Annotated in this window: 14 protein-coding genes and 1 tRNA gene; 10 read left to right on the top strand and 5 right to left on the bottom strand. The window is 40.9% G+C overall.

Features of this window, described 5'->3' with window-relative positions; genetic code table 11:
- The first annotated feature begins 38 nt into the window (after nucleotides 1-38).
- From H8744_RS06910 to H8744_RS06880, 7 genes are all read left to right on the top strand, one after another.
- The gene (locus H8744_RS06910) at nucleotides 39-2,126 is read left to right on the top strand and encodes a M3 family metallopeptidase (RefSeq protein WP_262434146.1); all 2,088 of its coding nucleotides are present in this window, start codon (nucleotides 39-41) and stop codon (nucleotides 2,124-2,126) included.
- A gap of 462 nt (nucleotides 2,127-2,588) precedes the next feature.
- The gene (secDF, locus tag H8744_RS06905; RefSeq protein ID WP_262434145.1) at nucleotides 2,589-5,624 is read left to right on the top strand and encodes a protein translocase subunit SecDF; all 3,036 of its coding nucleotides are present in this window, start codon (nucleotides 2,589-2,591) and stop codon (nucleotides 5,622-5,624) included.
- Nucleotides 5,625-6,146: 522 nt separating this feature from the next.
- Entirely contained in the window at nucleotides 6,147-6,728 is a 582-nt protein-coding gene (locus H8744_RS06900) for a toxin-antitoxin system YwqK family antitoxin (RefSeq protein WP_262434144.1), read from the top strand.
- An 87-nt stretch (nucleotides 6,729-6,815) separates the two neighbouring features.
- Complete coding sequence (locus H8744_RS06895; RefSeq protein WP_262434143.1) at nucleotides 6,816-7,430, top strand: hypothetical protein; 615 nt, start codon at nucleotides 6,816-6,818, stop codon at nucleotides 7,428-7,430.
- Nucleotides 7,431-7,437: 7 nt separating this feature from the next.
- Nucleotides 7,438-7,998, top strand: a complete 561-nt coding sequence (locus H8744_RS06890) for a hypothetical protein (protein ID WP_262434142.1) — start codon at nucleotides 7,438-7,440, stop codon at nucleotides 7,996-7,998.
- 116 nt (nucleotides 7,999-8,114) lie between these two features.
- A complete protein-coding gene (locus H8744_RS06885) occupies nucleotides 8,115-8,831 on the top strand; it encodes a hypothetical protein (protein WP_262434141.1) in 717 nt (238 codons plus the stop codon).
- 68 nt (nucleotides 8,832-8,899) lie between these two features.
- Nucleotides 8,900-9,364, top strand: coding sequence for a hypothetical protein (locus H8744_RS06880; protein WP_262434140.1), 465 nt, complete (start codon nucleotides 8,900-8,902; stop codon nucleotides 9,362-9,364).
- A gap of 151 nt (nucleotides 9,365-9,515) precedes the next feature.
- Here H8744_RS06880 and H8744_RS06875 read toward each other — a convergent pair whose 3' ends face one another.
- On the bottom strand, nucleotides 9,516-13,070 hold the full coding sequence (locus H8744_RS06875) for a hypothetical protein (protein WP_262434139.1): 3,555 nt from the start codon (nucleotides 13,068-13,070) through the stop codon (nucleotides 9,516-9,518).
- Between the two features lie 145 nt (nucleotides 13,071-13,215).
- Between H8744_RS06875 and H8744_RS06870 the strand changes: the two genes are divergently transcribed.
- Nucleotides 13,216-14,958 (top strand): LuxR C-terminal-related transcriptional regulator, encoded by a 1,743-nt coding sequence (locus H8744_RS06870; RefSeq protein WP_262434138.1) that lies wholly within the window; start codon nucleotides 13,216-13,218, stop codon nucleotides 14,956-14,958.
- A 271-nt stretch (nucleotides 14,959-15,229) separates the two neighbouring features.
- Here H8744_RS06870 and H8744_RS06865 read toward each other — a convergent pair.
- Nucleotides 15,230-15,301, bottom strand: a tRNA-Arg gene (locus H8744_RS06865).
- 505 nt (nucleotides 15,302-15,806) lie between these two features.
- On the opposite strand from H8744_RS06865, the gene H8744_RS06860 reads away from it, so the two are divergent.
- A complete protein-coding gene (locus H8744_RS06860; protein WP_262434137.1) occupies nucleotides 15,807-17,657 on the top strand; it encodes a 2-oxoacid:acceptor oxidoreductase subunit alpha in 1,851 nt (616 codons plus the stop codon).
- 3 nt (nucleotides 17,658-17,660) lie between these two features.
- Entirely contained in the window at nucleotides 17,661-18,671 is a 1,011-nt protein-coding gene (locus H8744_RS06855; protein WP_262434136.1) for a 2-oxoacid:ferredoxin oxidoreductase subunit beta, read from the top strand.
- A gap of 114 nt (nucleotides 18,672-18,785) precedes the next feature.
- Here the strand turns inward: H8744_RS06855 and H8744_RS06850 are convergent, their stop codons facing one another.
- From H8744_RS06850 to upp, 3 genes are all read right to left on the bottom strand, one after another.
- A complete protein-coding gene (locus H8744_RS06850) occupies nucleotides 18,786-19,532 on the bottom strand; it encodes a glycerophosphodiester phosphodiesterase family protein (RefSeq protein WP_369411059.1) in 747 nt (248 codons plus the stop codon).
- 127 nt (nucleotides 19,533-19,659) lie between these two features.
- Entirely contained in the window at nucleotides 19,660-20,775 is a 1,116-nt protein-coding gene (locus H8744_RS06845) for a glycoside hydrolase family 43 protein (protein WP_262434134.1), read from the bottom strand.
- 119 nt (nucleotides 20,776-20,894) lie between these two features.
- Nucleotides 20,895-21,548, bottom strand: coding sequence for a uracil phosphoribosyltransferase (gene upp / locus H8744_RS06840; protein ID WP_262434133.1), 654 nt, complete (start codon nucleotides 21,546-21,548; stop codon nucleotides 20,895-20,897).
- Between the last annotated feature and the right edge of the window lie 139 nt (nucleotides 21,549-21,687).

Below are 21,687 nucleotides of genomic sequence, written 5' to 3'. Positions count from 1 at the left end.
CACTTTAATGAATCATATATCCCTAACAGATAATACTTATGAGAATTAAAAGAACAGTAATCATTTTAGCCGCATGTTGTATGATGTACTCCTGTGCTACGCAAACGGAAAGCAATCCGTTTTTCACCGAGTTTCAAACCGAGTATGGCGTTCCTCCTTTCGACAAGATCAAGTTGGAACACTACGAACCTGCCTTCCTGAAAGGAATTGAAGAAGAGAATCGTAACATCGAAGCCATTATCGAATCGACGGAAGCCCCGACATTCGAAAACACAATCGTAGCACTCGACAACAGCTCACCTATCCTTGACCGGGTCAGTGCCGTCTTTTTCAACATGGCTGATGCGGAAACAACCGACTCCCTGACCGAACTCTCCATCAAGCTGGCTCCGGTTCTTTCGGAACATAGTGATAACATCGTACTGAACCAAGAGCTATTTAAAAGAATAAATGCCGTATACCAACAAAAAGACGACTTGAACCTCACAAGGGAGCAGCAGCGCCTGCTTGAAAAAGTTTATAAAGACTTTGTTCGTGCCGGTGCTAATCTTCCCGCAGACAAACAGGCGCGCTTGCGTGAAATCAACAAAGAGCTGTCCACCCTCGGCATTACATACAGCAACAATGTTTTGAATGAAAACAATGCATTCCAACTTTTTGTAGACAAAGAAGAAGACCTTGCCGGACTCCCAGAATGGTTCCGCCAGAGCGCTGCCGAGGAGGCCAAAGCCGCAGGACAGGAAGGTAAATGGCTGTTTACGTTGCACAGTGCAAGCCGCTTGCCATTCCTGCAATATTCGGAGAACCGCCCGTTACGCGAAAAGATGTATAAAGCTTATATCAATCGCGGAAACAATAACGATCAAAATGACAATAAAAAGGTCATCACTCAAATCGTAGCGCTCCGTTTGGAAAAAGCCAATTTATTAGGTTTCGACTGCTACTCCAACTTCGTTTTGGACAATACCATGGCGAAAAACACTGCCACCGTCATGCCATTCCTTAACAACCTGTGGAGTTATGCGCTTCCAAAAGCTAAAGCAGAAGCAGCAGAATTGCAAAAGTTGATGGACAGAGAAGGCAAAGGCGAGAAGCTGGCAGCTTGGGACTGGTGGTATTATACAGATAAACTGCGCAACGAGAAGTACAACCTGAATGAAGAGGAAATCAAACCCTACTTCAAACTGGAGAATGTCCGTGAAGGAGCTTTCGCTGCGGCCAACAAGCTGTATGGCATCACATTGACCAAACTACAAGATATCCCGGTATATCACCCCGATGTAGAAGTCTTTGAAGTAAAGAGTGCCGATGGCAAGCAACTGGGAATCTTCTACGTGGACTACTTCCCCCGCCCCGGCAAGAGCGGTGGCGCGTGGATGAGCAACTACCGCGAACAACAAGGTGACGTTCGCCCGATCATCTGTAATGTAGCCAGCTTCACAAAACCGGTCGGAGATACCCCTTCCCTGTTGACAATCGATGAAGTAGAGACACTGTTCCATGAATTCGGACATGCTCTTCACGGGCTATTAACTCAATGTGTCTATAAAAGCACCTCCGGCACCAACGTCCTCCGCGATTTTGTAGAATTACCTTCACAAATCAACGAACATTGGGCTACCGAACCGGAAGTACTGAAAATGTATGCCAAACATTACCAGACAGGTGAGGTCATTCCAGACTCTCTCATCAATAAGATCTTGGCACAGAAAACCTTTAATCAAGGATTTATGACTACTGAATTGTTGGCAGCCGCTATCCTAGACATGAATCTGCACAACCTGACCGAGGTAAACAATCTGGATGTCGTTGCTTATGAAAAAGAGGCAATGAATAAACTCGGACTTATCCCCGAGATCGCACCGCGTTATTGCACCACCAACTTCACTCACATTATTGGTGGATATGCTGCCGGATACTATGGTTACCTCTGGGCAAACGTATTGGACAACGATGCTTTTGAAGCCTTCAAAGAACATGGCATTTTCGACAAGACAACTGCCGACCTGTTCCGTCAGAACGTCCTAGAAAAAGGGGACAGCGAAGACCCGATGGTTCTCTATAAAAACTTCCGTGGAGCCGAACCCCAACTGGAACCACTGCTGAAAAACAGAGGAATGAATTAAGAAGGGAAAAATCTACTGGCTCACTTATATAAAAAGAGAGGATTCAAGCATAACACTTGAATCCTCTCTTTTTATGGATAGAAGACTGTGCTTTTTCACAACAGCCGTACGCCAAGTCAGGGGGAACATCATATGCGTGCCAATCATTCACACTATACAGCTTAACTAATTACCAGTTAATCATTTGCCATGACTCGATGAAGCACATAGTGAACACCTACCTCAAATAGCATATAGGCCGCAAATAATCATCCCCTCCCTTTACCTCTTACTTCCTTCTTCATTCTTCCTTCTTAATTCCCCTTCCCCCTCCTCTCAATTTTTCTCTTTAGAAGCAAAATACACCCCAAACATCAAATATTTGAGGGCTAAATGCCACTGAATGTGAAAAAAAAGCTATATTTGCAGCCTTATATGCGACAGAATTAAATTAAAAAGTAATCATAATAAATTAAAAGTAAAATGCAAAACAAAGGATTTGTTAAAGTTTTTGCGGTACTTCTCACGCTGGTATGCGTGTTCTACCTCTCTTTCTCCTTCGTTACCCGCCATTATACAAATAAGGCTAAAGAGGTGGCAAAAGGCGATCTTAAAGTAGAACAGGACTATCTCGACTCGCTCGCTAACACGAAGGTCTGGCTGTGGAACTACACGCTGAAACAATGTCGTGAAATGGAAATTAGTTTAGGTTTGGACCTCAAGGGCGGTATGAACGTCATCCTTGAAGTATCCGTGCCCGATGTTATCAAAGCACTGGCTGATAACAAACCTGATGAAAACTTCAATCAGGCACTTGCCACTGCTGCGAAACAAGCCGTAAACAGCCAAGAGGACGTTATCACGCTGTTCATCAAAGAGTATCAAAGAATAGCACCGGGAGCCAAGCTTTCTGAACTTTTCGCAACACAGCAATTGAAAGACAAGGTTAACCAGAAATCAACCGATGCCGAAGTAGAAAAAGTATTGAGAACTGAGGTTAAAGCTGCCGTTGAAAACTCCTACAACGTGCTTCGTACCCGTATCGACCGTTTCGGTGTAGTTCAGCCTAACATCCAGAGTCTTGAGGACAAAATGGGACGTATCATGGTGGAACTTCCGGGTATCAAAGAACCGGAACGTGTGAGAAAGCTTCTTCAGGGATCTGCCAATCTGGAATTCTGGGAAACATATACTGCCAGAGAAATCCTTCCGAACTTCCAGTCTGTGGATTACAAGCTACGCGAGATTCTGACAGATACCAATGCACCTGCTGACGACGCTGCCAATGCAGCTGCCGACACAATAGCCGTGGAGGAAGTCGTTGCAGAAGCCGCTCCTGCTAAAACCATAAGCGCAGCCGACAGCCTAGCAGCCGCTTTGAAAGGCGACAAAGCAGAAGCTTCCGTAAACATGGAACAACTCAAGAAAGAGCATCCTTTACTTGCCATCTTCCAACTGAACACAAGCGGCCAAGGCCCTATCATCGGTTATGCCAACTACAAAGACACTGCTGAAGTCAACAAATATCTCAGCATGAAAGAGATCAAGTCAGAACTTCCCAAAGACCTCCGCTTGAAATGGGGTGTTGCACCTGCCGACTTCGATCAAAAAGGACAAATCTTCGAGCTGTACGCAATCAAATCTACCGAACGTAACGGAAAAGCTCCGTTGGAAGGCGATGTGGTTACTGATGCCAAAGACGATTACGACCAGCATGGCAAACCGTCTGTAAGCATGTCAATGAACACTGACGGGGCACGTCGTTGGGCTCAGCTGACCAAACAAAACATCGGACGTTCTATCGCAATCGTTCTTGATAATTATGTATATTCCGCTCCGAACGTAAGCACGGAAATCACCGGTGGTAACTCTATTATCACAGGTAACTTTACTCCGGAACAATCCAAGGACTTGGCAAACGTATTGAAATCAGGTAAGATGCCTGCTCCGGCACACATCGTACAGGAAGATATCGTAGGTCCGTCATTGGGTCAGGAATCTATCAATGCAGGTATCTTCTCATTCATTGTTGCGCTTATCCTGTTGATGATCTATATGTGTTCCATGTATGGTCTGATCCCGGGTATGATCGCCAATGGCGCGTTGTTACTCAACTTCTTCTTTACATTGGGTATCCTGTCATCCTTCCAAGCTGCACTGACCATGTCAGGTATTGCCGGTATGGTGTTATCACTCGGTATGGCAGTGGATGCGAACGTGCTTATCTATGAGCGTACCAAAGAAGAACTGCGCGCAGGCAAGGGTGTGAAGAAAGCATTGGCCGACGGTTATTCAAATGCCTTCTCTGCTATCTTCGACTCCAACTTGACATCTATCATTACGGGTATCATCCTGTTCAACTTCGGTACGGGTCCTATCCGCGGCTTCGCCACTACATTGATTATCGGTATTCTCTGCTCATTCTTTACAGCAGTATTCATGACCCGTCTGGTTTACGAATACTTCATGAGTAAAGACAAGTTGTTGAACCTGACATTCACCTCTCCTATTTCAAAGAAGATGCTGGTGAACACCCACTTCGACTTTATGGGAACCAATAAACGTTCGTTTATCATTACCGGAGTTGTCATTCTGATATGCGTTGTTTCATTCTTTACCCGCGGATTAAGTGAAAGTATCGACTTCACCGGTGGACGTAACTACAAAGTACAATTCGAAAAGCCGGTAGAACCGGAACAAGTTCGTGACTTGATCGCAAGCAAGTTCGGTGATGCCAATGTCAGCGTTATCGCTATCGGTACGGATAAGAAAACGGTTCGTATCAGTACCAACTACCGCATTGAGGAAGAAGGCAACAATGTCGACTCTGAAATCGAAGCATACTTGTATGAATCAGTAAAACCGTTGCTGACCAACAACATCACACTGGAAACATTCATCGACCGCGATAACCATACCGGTGGTAGTATCATCAGTTCACAGAAAGTAGGTCCGAGCATCGCAGAAGACATCAAAACGTCTGCAATCTATTCGGTCGTACTGGCTCTGCTTGCCATCGGTCTGTACATCCTGATCCGTTTCCGCAACATTGCATATAGTGTGGGCTCTGTTGTAGCGCTGACCTGTGATACGATCATGATTATCGGTGCTTACTCACTGTTGTGGGGTATCGTTCCCTTCTCCTTGGAAATTGACCAGACGTTTATCGGAGCAATCCTGACAGCTATCGGTTACTCCATCAACGACAAGGTGGTAATCTTCGACCGTGTCCGTGAGTTCTTCCATTTGTATCCGAAACGTAACAAGCGTCAGTTGTTCGATGACTCATTGAATACGACTTTGGCACGTACCATCAATACTTCTTTAAGTACTTTGATCGTGTTGCTATGTATCTTCATCCTGGGTGGTGACTCTATCCGTAGTTTCGCCTTCGCAATGATCCTGGGTGTTGTTATCGGTACATTGTCTTCACTGTTCGTTGCTTCTCCGATTGCCTACGTAATGTTAAGCAGAAAGAAAGGCAAAACAGAAGAAGTAGCTGCTGCAACTGCCGAATAATCCTGTTAGGATACTAATCTTATATATATAAATGCCCTGAGGTGAATTCACCTCAGGGCATTTATTTTATGTGTACCTTCTACATAATCATCTATTAAACAGGCATATACATTTGTCGTAATGAGTATTAATAATCACCACGTCAGGTATTAATGGTCAGCGCGTCAGGTATTAATATCCAGCGTGATAACTATTAATAGCCAACACGATAGGTATTAATACTCAATTTGAAGACTATTTATAGCTGATAAACTGAGTATTTAGAATGCACATACAATATAACACGTTCTCTAATTTTATGCTTTTAATTTGGGAATATCGATAATAATACCCAAATTTGTGAAAATTAAACCTCTAGCATTAGATTAGAGTTTAATTTCATGTTTTCCTGTATTATGAAAAACATAAAAAACGATATTATCTATGAATTCACAAAAAAACGATACCCTTAGTGTTACTGTTTCTCGTAATAGGGCAACTCCTGTTAATCTAAATCGTCTACTTGCCTTTATTTTTTCATGAATGGAACAAGGTACAGCTTTCTTAAGACTTTTAAATAGTGACAATATGAAACTAAAATCATTTACAATTATTATAATAAGCACTTTATTTATCATCAATATATTTGGTCAAAAAGAGAATATAAATAAGGTCAATCAGTTTAATAATAAAGGACAAAAAACTGGTTTATGGGTAGATAGTAGTGGATCTTTTATAATAGAGAAATATTATAAGAACGACATATTATCAGGTATTTATATAGAATATTACACAACAGGTAAATTGTCAATTTTTGGAGAATACAAAAACGGACTACGTTGTGGGACTTGGTTCTATTTTGACAATAATGGATATCTAATCATGCTCTTTAAAGATTTTTCCAAAAACAATTATTCTATTATTAATGAAGGAGATGGTAAAAAATACATTCCAGATTATAAGTGTTACACTATAACTTATTATCCCAACGGAAATATACAAAACGAAGGGACTCTTCTATGGTCAGAAGGTGAAGCACCTGAGTCGGATTTTTCTGTTGAATACGGTGAATGGAAGTATTATGATGAAAATGGAAAGTTAATAAAAACAAGGAATTTCAAGTAAAACCTAGTAACCGTTTAATTAAAAAACTTAACATTTGAAATACTGTATGATATATAACTCCCATTCGTTTACTCAAAATTAATAATAATGGATAGTAAAGCATTTTTTAAGAACATATTTACCTGTCTGTTTTTATGCACGATTTGCACTACTAACAACGGACAAAATGTAAGCTTAGGAAACATTATAAAGAAAAATCAGTATAACCCTGTTTACAATTCCATTTCTACCCCTGCTTCAGGAAAAAGCCGGGATTTCCTTCCCGTTTCTCCCACGGTGGGTAGTTTGGGCGTATTTGGACAAATTCCGGTAGGCAATTATACGGGCACGGCTGATATTAATATGCCTTTATACACAACCATTAAATACAAAGAAGACCGGAACAATGTGGAAAAATTGAAACTTTATCTGATTCAAAATAGTTTGACCTATGCAAATACGCGCGAACTAGACAAATACTATTTTAATAGTAACGAAGAATTAGGAAAAATGGTTCCTGCTAGTACGAACGACTATACTTCCATAGATTACCGTGGCAATGTACTTTACGAAACCGACATTCAGAATAAAAGGCTCCCCAGTGAAGGATATATCACTCTATCCAAATATTCCATCTGCTACCATTACTTATATAAAGTAGTCATTTATGGTTTCAGACAACAAGACTTATCTGAGGGAAAAACAAAGAGTAATAATAAATAATATTTTTATGATTGACAAAGCAAAATTTATATTATCCTTTTTTGAAAAAACAGCCTTCTTGATTGGAAAGATTATATACTTATCTGTTTGTACTATAACCATTCTTTCTATATTGCTTATTGCGATATTAACGTTATATACTGGAAATTCTAATTTATACTACTTAGAAGAAGCAGGAATCTATATTAAAACATTTCCATCAAGACGATATACAATAGTAGCTATTTCAGAAAATAAAATAGAAAATATCTCTGATAGTCTAGATTATATTAAATTTATTAAAGGAGAAGACTATTGGCCTAGTTTGATTTTCAATCCTAACAAAAAACACGTAATTTATGATACTGGAAATCATAATATGATACAAGTTCATTTGGTCAAGTATAAGTTAGATACTTTAACCTTTAACCGAAATGACATTAATTATGATAAAAAGCTAGAAGAAAATCCGTATGTACAAGTTTTATTCTATTTTTCTGGAATTAAAGAAGAATTATCCTTAAAAAATAGATATGATGATGGATATACAATTTTAATACCCAAAGAATGGAGTATAGCTTTTCCTTAATTTAAAATCTTTCTTTTTTATAGCTTTATAAGCCTTCACAAAAAGATAAATAATCAACAATATACATAAGATATATGATTAGTAAAAGATATATAATTACAAAAGAAACAAGACTAATGAAAAAGATCATCAAGACCTATTGGTTATTATTCCCCTTAACTTTTAGTTGGAGTACAAATATTTTTGCTCAAAGTGAAGATATTACAATACGATTGGAATTTGCTTCTGTATCTGAATATTTTTTCAACTCTTTATGCAAAGGCATTTCCGTAAAAGATACGATGCCTCATAAATTAAGTTTTCCATTTTTAATAGAGAATCATACTAAGAAGAAAATGTTATTTGGATCAAATACCCGGAATTATTATAGAGATAATGAATATTTTCATTATAAAGATTATAATTATGGAGTGATAGGACGTTTTTTGATGATAAACGGGGCAGATACAATTCCATTGTTCACAGACAAATATAATATTAAGCCAGGATTTGAAGATTATATTACAATTTGGGGAGAAATACGCTTTAGTTTAAGTGATAAACGCATGTCCATTTTTAATGATCTATTGTGTCGCTTCGCCCATTTTAAAGTAAATCAAAAAGAGCGTATTTATAACTATTTAAATGAAGCGCGCTTCGTATATGTTCCGGTTATTTCAGATTATGAATTGCGTATGTCAGAATGTGAGAATGATTCGATAAGAAATATGTTTATATATCCCCAAAAGCCAATAGAAGTAATCAAAAATGATCCGTTTACGGTGTTTTTTATATGGAACGATGACCAAGAAAATGTAGAAACGTATCCTAAAGGAAATGCTTCATCAGAATAGACACACAAAGAATATGGGAGTTAAAAATAAGTCCTAAATCATTAACCACTTTAAAATTAGAAATTCAAATGTTTTTCTTTATAAATTTTACAGGAGAATCCGAACAAAGAACTCTTACGTACTGCGAGAATGAGTATAGTTTTGATATGTCCCCCTGGGAATCAAACCTTGATTTTGACCTTAGCATTAATCAATTATGTCTAACAGTAGTTGATGGCAAGATTATACAGCTTAGTGGCTTTTGCGGGTTAAGTAAAAAAATGATAAGTGATTTTCTTACACCTGAAAGCAAGAAAGGAGAATTGAGGATTTTAAATGTAAACAAATATCTCTCCGGAGTAGGTTCATATGGCATTAGCGATGAAGAATTTCCTGTTTATATAAACATCGTAACAGGATGGGTATGTGTAGGATTCCCAGAAAAAAAAGGTTTTGCTGTAGAGTTCATCGATAATTGTATAGCTGTAATTAGCGATAAACAAAAATTAGTATCACTCTGGCTAAAGCCATTGAGATTACCCTCTTTATCATAATATATTAAAGTTTCTATATACATTGATGAACAGTATATAGTAATAACACATTGAACTATATAACTCAGCAAAATACTTAAACATGAAAATGGCGGCAAGTGAAAACTAACCGCCATTTTTATAATCGTCCCTAGAATAGATATCGGTATCTCTACTTCACCACTTTCAATAGTTGAGTTCCATCACTTTCAAGATCGATATTTATCACATATATTCCAGCAGGATATCCGGACATATCAAATCTATCTTCCACATATACCCTCTTCAAAAGTACACCATCAGTATTAAACAAGGACACGGTAGAAGCTTTTGGAAGAATAACTTGTTTCAAACTATTGTCATAAGTTGCTTTTGAACTTGCATCAACACCTGTGATACCTGTAATGTCTCCCAATAATATTGCATTGGACGGAGCGGTTTCAACACCATCTATCACGGCAGTCACCGTATAAATGCCATCGGCAGCATTGCTGACTTTATAACTGGTAACAGCAAGATTTTCTGCAAGCATCACACCGTTGCGATAAACAGTGTAGGTAAGGGCAGGTGTATCCGTCTCGGCTTTCATGGCAGGTGCCTTCAATACCACATCGGCATTTTGGAGAACGGCAGTAATACGCCAGTTGTAATCCAACTTGCTACTGAGTTTCTTCAACGTTTTCCAACTTGTCGGAGCATCGGAAGCACTGTTGGCAATCATATTTCCCTTCCCATCTTCTGCAGGCCCGGAATCTGTCATATTAGGTTTGATCGTACTCGCATATTTGGCATAATAACCTACCATGACCTCACGACCGGCCAACAATTCCACCGGAGTATCCAAACGTACTGAGTTTTCCCCTTTTATCAATGTTTCTACATTGACTTCCTGCTCGTAATAACGGTTCTTATCGAAATAAATCACAATCTTACATGCATCAAGTCCAGGATCGGCTAATCCAAACTTAACGTGCGTGATAAACTGTCCTATCTTCCCTTCATTCTTCAGATCTTCTTCCGAATAAAGAATAGCAAAATAGCCTTCAACCGTTGCTTTACCACTCAATCCTACAGCCAGACTGGTGGATTCTTTGTCCTGCCAAGTTAATTCATTCGCCTCGGAAGGAGATTGCCATGTCAAATTCAAGTCCTTTCCGTCCCGTTCTCCCGTCAAAGCATATGGTGCAGAAACCAGATTAGGTTGTTGATAATTAATATCATAAGAATCGGATAAAGCAGACTCCCAACCATTATCATATACGGCAGACACAGCATAACTATATGCTCCATACGGCAGACCTTTTACAGAATAGCTCGTACCGTCCAATTCTTCAACTAAACTACCATTACAATAGAGTCTATAGCTTTTTACTTTCGGAGTAGTCGTTTCTGCCTTAAAAATACCAGCCTTATTTGCCAAAGTAGAAGTCGTTTGTGCATCAGATTCCAATGCGAACGGTGTCAAAGCCTCAGAAAGGTCGCTTAATTTGTCATTCATAATTTGCCTGATAAGGATAGGTGCTGACGAAAACTTGGATAAGACATAAGAAGCAGGTTCTTCTTTAGGTTCAGCCACAAGACCGATTACAATATTATTGTTCTTTACAACTGTACTTATCAAACCTAAATTCGACCAACGGGTTCCTTCAAAGCTGATCAATGCGCCTCCTTCTACCAACGGTCCGTCATCCAAAAGGGTAGGACTCTTACCAACTTCATAGACAATGTGATAAGCAACCAGGACAGTCTTTCCTTCGGGAACAGCAACCGGGGTGTCAAACTTAACCACATTCATCTCAAGCAACGGGAAAGCAGCAGCATCTACTACCTTACTGGCAACAACCTGGTCATCTATATAAAGGAATACTTCCAATTTCTTCACGGTATCTGCAAGCCCCATATTGACCCCTGTAATAGTATAACCATTGATCGCATTAACTTCCTCTGGAGTAAAACTTGCTCCGAAATAGGCATCGATATCTTTCGTATCTTGCAAGCCATAGCTATATACCACCTCATTATAATGTTTCAGTTCACGAACATCCGTACTCCAAGAAAGAGAAAGATTTCCTTCACTAAATGACTTTTCAAGGAACATAGGAGACACATACTCTGCAGGTAACGCAACTTTTGCTTTCACTGTGGCGGACATTTCCGACTCTTTCCCATCCTTGAAATGTGCAACGATACCATACTCATAAGTACCGGGAGATGGGACTTCATCTACATACGAATTAACGGTAACTGCCTCTGCAACCTTTTGTCCATCCCGATAAACATCGTAAGACTGTGCTTCTATCTTATTTCCTCCTTCACCGACAGGCTCAACATCTGCACTTAAAGTCCAATTATAATCATATCCGCCATCTAATAACTCCTTCCAGGTAGGTTTCGTATTCTCCAGACCACTCGTTGCCGGTGAACTGGTCGAGAACCAGCCGCCTCTGGACGGAACTTGCGGGCCACCGTCACGTCCTGCAGGAGAAACGCCTTCGGGTGTATAGACCAAATATCCAAACCGTAAATCACTTCCTAAAGGTATCTGATAAGGGGTTTTCAAAGTAAACTTCATCCACGAATTGGCTTTTATTTGCGACAACACCGCATCTTCTACTCTTTCTGTATAAGCAATTTTCCCATCCGCAAAAATAACCATCCATAAAGAATCGACCTTTGCCTCGTAGAAACCGACATTTATAGCAGTGATCTGGTGATTGTTATAAGCCAAAAGCTCCTTAGCATCAAAAGCATGCACAATCCATAATTTAGGTTTTGTGCCGGTTCCCTTCATTCCGCCTAAAATCTCTTTGCTGCTCCAAGTCAATTCATTCCCGGAGAAAGGCGTATTCCACGTGGTTGTTACTTTCATGCCTTCCACTTGTACACCGACATTGGTTACAACAGGGCGATAGTCGGTTGCAGACTTATTGGTCAGCGTAACGGTGTTAGAACGTTCTTCTTTATCACCATACACGGCTGTAACATGGTAATCAAACGTACCGACCGGTTCGTCCGAAAAGCGTACTTCCGTAGCTTCCAGCAATTCCGTATTTACCTTTGCATCCCCGCGGTATACATTATATCCGTCCGGTTCCTCGGTGGCGACCGTACCTTGAATATGTCCTGTCACCAAAAAGTTACCACGCCCTACACTCTTCCAGTTTACACCATCGTAAGAGTATAAATCGCCCTTTCCCGTCACAACAGGTCCATTATCCATGATGGCTACAAAATCCAAATTCTCGCCATGCAAGAACTTGACTGCAATCATCAGATCGACATCCGTCTTTATCGTATAAGGTTTGTCCAATTTAACAGAAGCCATTTTATTCAGTTCCAAACTCTTGGTATCGACAGGCTGCTCGTACACCACTTCTCCGTTCTCATAAAGCTGAATAGTAATACTAAACACAGGACGGTAATGAAAATAAGCAACCGAATCGATTACCGCATCTTTGTAACCTTTTAGATCCTCTTTTGTAAATAGGTTAGCCACGTAAATTTCAGGCATCTTTCCACTCATACTAATACCCGTTTCTCCGTCATAATCCCGATCATGGTGCCATTGAAGAGTTTGCGGACTAGTCGGACTTTTCCACGATAAACTGACCGTAGCCATATCACTCTCTCCTCTTAATGTATGAGGAGCTTTCATCTGCGCCATAGCAAAGTTCCAACCCGACAATGCCACTAACAGAAAAATCATCTTAAAAGTAATATTTTTCATAAGCAATCATTTTATTCCCAAAGCAGGGGGATACCCACCGGGAGTGTTAAACAATAATAGGCAAAATTAGCAGAATGAGCCATTTCATCGTAAAAAAGCCAATAGACAAATGATGTACAAATGTCAATTTCATTATCTTTGTAGCATGAAAAATGCATTTTTAATATATTTATGTCTGATTTCATGCCAACTCCCAATTTGGGGAAGCAATCCTTATAGATGGAAAGCCATCGATATGGCTTTCGACTCATTGGGCATTCAACTCGAGATGACAAGCTGCAAAAGCAATAACCGGATGGAATTCTATCCGCTTGTCAACGATATGTACCAAATTGCCACACAAAAAAAGAACCCCAATCTACTGGTTCGCGCACTATACTGGGATGCATGGCTGCAATTTGAAACGAACACGGAAAAGACCGAAGCATTGATCCTCCAAGCTTTGGAAAAGGCTGATTCTGCGGCATATAGTTATGATTTTGCAAGAATATCATTTGTAAAGGGTATGTTGTTAGCTAAACGCAACATTTACCCGGAGGCTTATCGTGTATTCAAAACACAGGAGAATTATTTCAAATCGATCGGAGACCTTTATAATCTGGGGTACACATACGTTAATATCGGCTCCATCATGCGTAGGATTGGCGAGTATCAAGAAGGATATAAATATTATTTATTAGCAAACGAGGCTTTCAGGAAAGGAGGATTCGATACGGATGAATTGAAAAACGAACATAATATCGGAATCAGCCAATATCATTTGGGGAATCAACAGAAGGCAATAGATATATTGACAACTTTGCTCCAAAATAAAATTACCGAAGACGATGCCACGTTGAAAGTAGATATACTTACCTCTCTCTATTATGTTTCAAAGACACTTACCGATAAAGAAAGGTACGCGCGAGAAGCATACAGAACAGCACAACACGTAACCAATAAAACTTCCCAGACCTATACACTGATTAATATGGGGGCTATCTACATATACAAACATGATAATGACTCTGCTTTATTTTATTTCAAGAAAGCACGGCAACTCGCAGAAGCAAACAAAGACGCTTACTCCGCCATACATACATTATACGGCCTTTCGGAAATATTCGATCGTAAGAATGAACCGGATAGTGCTTACCAATGTCTCAAACGCTATCTGCAATATAAAGAGGAAACGACCGGTCACGCCAAATCAAATGAGATAAACAGACTGGAAGTACGCGCTGCCATTAAACAATATGAAAAAGAGCTGAAAGAGGCTGACATGAACATGCGAAAACATAAAAGGATCACATTAATTATTATATTTTCTGTCACTTTCTTGGCAATTATCGGATTTTATATACTGTGGATTTTACGCAAAAAAGAGAAAATCAACAAACTGCTGAAAGAAGCTGAGAACCGGGAATTGAATGAACGATTGGAAAGAGAGAAATTACAAAATGAACAGTTCCTTATGAAAATAGACTTAAAAAACAGAGAACTGACCTCCAATTCAATGATCATGGCAGAGAAGAACCAGCTTTTAAAAGAATTGATGGGACAAATAGAGGATTTTGCCAGTCAAGGGCTCCTCCCCCGGCAACAGGAGAAAGCTCTTAACTATCAAATAAAAAAACACTTGGGCACTGGAGATGAATGGGCATTCTTTAAACTACATTTTGAAGAAGTACATCCTAACTTTTTCCTCAAACTGAGTGAGAGGCATCCGGTGCTTTCAGAAAACGATCTGAGACTTTGTGCCTATATACGAATAGGAATGACAAATAAACAAATAGCCCAGATGCTTTATGTCCTACCCGAAACGATCAACACAAGCCGTTACCGCATTAGGAAGAAATTACACTTGGAACAAGACGAATCATTGGAAGATTATTTAAGAAGGATTTGACGGCATTCTTAAAGAATGATTTTGTATCTCTCTCAATTTGTCACATCTGCGGCAGTATTTATTGTAGTTATTTCCCTAGATATAACAATCATTGAAACAGTCGTTGCCACTTCTTTTCAAGAGAAATGAATCCTATAAGGTTACGTGGTTGTCCATCGAAACAATAAAAGATATCATCTACCCGCTAAAATATCATGGGAATGTTATGCAATACCAATTAATCGAAAATCAATAACATATTCATACATAGAGAATTTAGCATTTCCGATTGTAGTCCCGAGGGGAATCGAACCCCTATCTAAAGTTTAGGAAACTTCTATTCTATCCGTTGAACTACAGGACCTCTTTTCAGATTTCGGTTGCAAAGATAACTTATTCTCTTGATTTAACAAGACGGAATACTCAGTTTTATATAAAACAGAAGAATAACACTGTTACTTCGAAACACAGAAACTGATTTAATGACACTAAAAACAGAGGATAAATGCTATATTTGAAAGCAAATTCAGAATAAATATAACATATGTATTATAAAATATATAAAATAGAGGACAATAAGTAATTACCTATTCAAGATAACGGTAACAAAATGAAACCACATTAGCATAAAACCAAGATAAAACATGGAAGCATCCCTTACTTTAGCCATATTAAACCAGAAGAATGATAAATCTTTTGATAGACGACTACAGATAAACTGCAAAACATTTTGCTAAGTCATTTTACTTTGCGACCTTTGCCAAACCTTCTGCATAGTAAATGAATATACAAGAGCAACAATTGTTAAGGTGATATTTATGCATGAATGTAACACAGTTAATCCTTAATTTAAATTAGTAAATAAAATTATGGCAGACGAAATGATGGTTAAAGAATTGGAGCAAGTGGTAGTACGCTTCTCCGGCGATTCCGGCGATGGTATGCAGTTGGCCGGCAACATCTTCTCGAACGTGTCGGCAACAGTAGGTAATGACATCTGTACATTCCCGGACTACCCGGCAGATATACGCGCCCCGCAAGGTTCACTGACGGGAGTATCGGGTTTCCAAGTACACATTGGAGCAGACAAAATCTTCACTCCCGGTGACCATTGCCACGTGTTGGTAGCAATGAACCCGGCAGCATTGAAAACACAAATCAAGTTCTGCAAGCCTCAAGGACTGGTAATCACAGATTCCGATTCCTTTGGAACAAAAGACTTGGAAAAAGCTAAATTTACAACCAATAACCCGTTCGAAGAGCTGGGTATCAAACAAGAAGTACTCGAAGTACCTATCTCATCCATGTGCAAAGAGAGTCTTAAAGACTCCGGATTGGATAATAAAGCGGTGCTTCGTTGCAAAAACATGTTCGCACTCGGACTGGTTTGCTGGCTTTTCAATCGCAACCTCGAAGCTGCTGAAACCATGATCCGCCAGAAATTTGCCAAAAAACCGGAAATTGCAGCTGCTAATATCAAAGTACTCAATGACGGTTATAATTATGGTGCAAATACCCATGCCGCCACTTCCACTTACAAAATAGAAAGTAAGAATCAAAAGGCAAAAGGACTATATACAGACATCAATGGAAATAAAGCGACTGCTTACGGTTTGATTGCCGCAGCCGAGAAGGCAGGACTAGAGCTTTATTTAGGTTCTTATCCTATCACACCCGCCACAGACATTCTGCACGAACTGTCTAAACATAAATCACTCGGTGTAAAAACCGTGCAGTGCGAAGATGAAATAGCCGGATGCGCTTCCGCCGTAGGTGCTGCTTTTGCCGGTGACCTTGCCGTAACATCCACTTCCGGACCGGGTGTCTGCTTGAAGAGCGAAGCTATGAACCTCGCTGTCATTGCCGAACTTCCATTGGTAGTGATCAACGTACAGCGTGGCGGCCCTTCTACAGGTATGCCTACCAAATCAGAACAAACAGACCTGTTGCAAGCTCTTTATGGCCGTAATGGCGAAAGCCCGATGCCGGTCATTGCAGCTACTTCACCTACCAATTGTTTCGATGCCGCTTATATGGCAGCAAAGATTGCGTTGGAACACATGACTCCTGTCGTACTGTTGACGGATGCATTCATCGCAAACGGTTCTGCTGCATGGAAACTGCCTAATCTGGATGAATATCCTGCTATCAACCCGCCTTATGTCACTCCGGACATGGCTGAAACCTGGACTCCATTCCAACGTAACGAGAAGACAGGCTCACGCTATTGGGCTGTTCCCGGAACAGAAGGCTTCATGCACCGCATCGGAGGACTGGAAAAGAGTAATGAGACAGGTGTCATCTCTACAGAACCCGATAATCACCAAAAAATGACCCTGCTACGTCAGGCCAAAGTCGACAAGATTGCCGATTGCATTCCCAATCTGGAGATACAAGGAGATCCGGATGCAGACCTGTTGATCGTTGGTTGGGGAGGAACATACGGACACCTTCATCTGGCTATGGAATTCATGCTTAAGAGTGGCAAGAAGGTGGCACTCGCCCAATTCCAATATATCAACCCGCTGCCGAAGAACACAGCCGAGGTATTGAAGAGATTCAAGAAGATTGTAGTTGCCGAACAGAATTTGGGCCAGTTTGCAGGATACCTGCGCATGAAAGTGCCCGGACTGAACATCAGCCAATACAATCAGGTGAAAGGCCAGCCTTTCGTAACGAGAGAACTTGTAGATGCATTCACTAAATTATTGGAGGAATAAGAGATGAGCGAAACATTATATACAGCAAAAGATTACAAATCAGGCCAGCCGCGTTGGTGCCCGGGATGTGGCGACCACGCTTTCCTGAACTCACTGCACAAGGCTATGGCCGAATTAGGAGTAGCTCCGCACAACATTGCCGTGATTTCCGGTATCGGCTGTTCTTCACGTTTGCCTTATTACGTGAATACCTACGGATTCCACACTATACACGGACGTGCCGCTGCCGTAGCCACCGGTGCGAAAGTAGCCAATCCGGATCTGACTATCTGGCAGATCTCCGGTGACGGTGACGGACTGGCCATTGGCGGTAACCATTTCATTCATGCTTTACGCCGTAATATCGACTTGAACATGATCCTGCTGAACAACCGTATTTACGGATTGACCAAAGGACAATATTCTCCGACATCGGAACGAGGACTTGTGACGAAATCATCACCTTACGGCACAGTGGAAGATCCTTTCCACCCGGCCGAACTGGCTTTTGGCGCCCGCGGTAAATTCTTTGCCCGTTGCATTGCCGTAGACGGTCCTGCTTCCGTCGAAGTTTTGAAAGCCGCTGCCCACCATAAAGGTGCTTCCGTGGTCGAAGTTTTGCAAAACTGTGTCATCTTTAATGACGGCACACACGAAAGCGTAGCTACGAAAGAAGGGCGTTCCAAAAACGCTATCTATCTGGAACATGGCAAACCGATGCTCTTTGGAGAAAACAAAGAATTCGGATTGATGCAACAAGGTTTCGGATTGAAGGTTGTGAAGCTTGGTGAAAACGGTATCACTGAAAAGGATATTCTGGTACACGATGCACACTGCGAAGACAATACATTACAGTTGAAGCTCGCTTTGATGGAAGGCCCCGACTTCCCGATCGCCCTGGGCGTTATCCGTGATGTAGAAGCTCCCACATACAATGAAGCCGTGGCTGCTCAAATCGAAGAAATCAAAGGGAAAAAGAAATATCACAATTTCAACGAACTCCTGATGACAAATGAAACTTGGGAAGTGAAATAAACATTTCCAGCATGTACCAAAAAACGAGAGAGATCGCATCCCACCGGAACGGTTCTGATGCAATCTCTCTTTTTTTATACCTCTTCTATATATATTATTCCTTAAGGATGCACATTATCTTCTTCCGAACTTCTTTATAATATATTCCGGCCGGTCTGTAGCAATCACATCCACTCCCAAACGCGCAGCACGGATATAGTCTTCATCCGGAGCCGAACTCTTTAATGCCAAAGCAAGCACTTTCATTCCTGCCTCATGGCAACGGGATATCCACAGAGGAGTTATCGAGTCAAGCCGTACCACCGCAATATCGGGCTTCAAACTGTCTATCACATAGTCAAAATCCTTATTCGTGCGAATATAGGCCTGCAACCGTTTGACCTGAGGAGCAAGTTTCCGGAAAGCTTTAAAGTCATCTTCGGAATAAAAGACGAAAGTACAATGGTCGAGCATCCCCTCTCTCCGGATCAGATCAAGCATTCTTTTCAAATTGCCATTCCTATAATCGATCGTCAGTTCCAATTTCCCTTGTTTAGCCCTTCTCAGCGCATCTTCCAAACGTGGCACACGCACTCCTTTAAAAACGGGATTAAACCAAGAGCCGGCATCCAACGTATCTATATCATAAGACATCCAATTAGCAATAGCTCCCGAACCGTTCGTTGTCCGGTCGAGGGTAGAGTCATGCAAAAGATAGAAAACACTGTCCTTACTAATACATACATCACATTCGGCAAGATCGACTTTATATTTAATGCAAGAATCAATCGAAGCCAACGTATTTTCCGGAGCAATGAAACTCGTTCCGCGGTGTCCGCTTATTTTCGGGAAATGTTCAGTTTTACTTTTACATGCAACAATAAGCAATATACAAATAAACTGTATAAGTCTTGAAAAAATCTTTGTACACACAATTACGCTTTTTTATCTGACTGCAAAAATACTTAAAATATATTGTTAAAGCAATGCCATACAGAGATCTCCCTTTCTATTTGCCGACAGGGACATTCAAAGTCAATGCTTGTGTTGTCGGTCCATGCACTGCTAATTCACCATTCGGCTGCACTTCCATCTTATCGATGAACACCACCCGGTTCTTTCCTGTCTTCTTTGTGCGCCCGTGATAGACACATAACATCTGACCGTCGGACAAGGTAAGCACCATATTATGCCCCGTCCCTGTCACATCGCCCCCGGCTGTTATGTTCTTTTGAAGAACCGGATTATGGTCAGACTTCTTAAACGGTCCTAACGGAGATTCCGAGGTGGCATATCCGACAGCATAATCGGCTCCTCCGAAGAAGTTGGCCGAATACATCATATAATACAGGCCGTTTCGTTCGAAAATAAACGATCCTTCCGTCCATCGGCGATTAGCTTCCTGGCTGGTCACCGAACGGCTTTCCCATTCAGCCTGCTTATCATCGAGAGAGGCGGGAGGACAAAGCATCACTTTTGGCTCACCGATGATGCCCGAATAATCGGGTTTCAATTCCACTCCGTAAATCCAACTTTCTTCAATCTCGTCATACCAGCCTTTCTCTTTTGCCAAAGATGCAATTTCACTCTCTACCGGATGTTTGTAGCAACAACGTGAATAGTAAAGATATACCTTGCCCGTTTTGTCATCAAACAATAAATTGGCATCGATCACAGGATATCCGGGATCGAATACCGGGCCATCATTTAAGTCTTTGAAAGGTCCGGTTGGTTTATCAGCCACCGCAACGCCAATCCTGAAGTTCTCTTCCTCGTTGGTAGGGTTTTGTTTCCAATTGGCACTATACCACAAATAGTATTTGCCACCCCGCTCATACACTTCAGGTGCCCAAAAGCAATCTACATTCCAGGACTGATCGGTTCCTCCCTGATACACCAGCCCTTCTTCTTTCCAATCGGTGAGATCGTCAGAGGAATAAGCTCTGAAACCTTTTTCTCCGGAAGTTCCATACATATAATACCTTCCGTCCGAGGCGGCCAGAATATAAGGATCACCGAAAGAGACAGAAAGCGGATTACTATAAGTTATTTCTTTTGTCCGGCTCTGATTACAACTCCAGAGAGACAGTAAAATGGTTATAATTGAAATAAATTTGATCTTCATTACAAATGTCTTGTTTTAAGTAAAATTGTTGTGTCTATAAGGCCTAAATGCTTTTCATAAAGCAGCCTATAAATTACGGTCTCAAATCCCCCGGTAGACGGGACGTTTACAAAGCAGGATCACTCCTTTTCTCCATAGGCCAGATCGCCTGCATCCCCCAGTCCCGGCACAATGTATGAATGCTCGTTGATCTCCGGATCGATAGCAGCACACCAAATGGTCGTCTTGTCCTCCGGAAAAACAGAAGCGATGTGGTCTACCGCCTTCTGGCTGGCAATGATCGAAGCGACATGAATTTCGGACGGATGTCCTTTCGTCAACATAGCCTGGTAACTAAGCTCCATACTGCTACCCGTGGCCAGCATCGGATCGGTAATGATCAAAGTCTTTCCATCGATACGCGGTGAAGCGATGTATTCAATATGAATATCGAACTTCAGCGTATCCTTATACTTGCGGTAAGCCGACACAAAGGCATTTTCAGCCTGGTCGAAATAGCTCAGGAAGCCCTGATGAAAAGGCAGACCAGCGCGAAGAATAGTACTTATCACCAATTGATTGTCAGGCGTGCTGACCGGTGCTATGCCCAACGGAGTGCAAATATCCTTTACGGAATAAGTAAATTCCTTACTTATCTCGTACGCCATAATCTCACCGATCCGTTCGATATTGCGGCGAAAGCGCAAGCGGTCGTTCTGAATATCAACATTTCTTATTTCCGCTACATACTGATTCAAAATGGAATTAGTATCACTAAAATTGATTATTCTCATCTTTAATTATAGAGTTATTTTATATATCCTATCTATACTTCTGCAAAGTAAATGATAAAGTTTCAATTTGCAACATTCAGTTTGCAGATTTTGTTAGGAATCTATAAAAGAGATTCAATTAGGGAAATATTTCTCTAAT

It is taken from the genome of Jilunia laotingensis (assembly GCF_014385165.1).
In the GTDB taxonomy this organism is placed as follows: Bacteria; Bacteroidota; Bacteroidia; order Bacteroidales; family Bacteroidaceae; genus Bacteroides; species Bacteroides laotingensis.
Note: the sequence above shows the minus strand (reverse complement) of the source record. Positions and strands in the feature narration are given on the sequence as shown.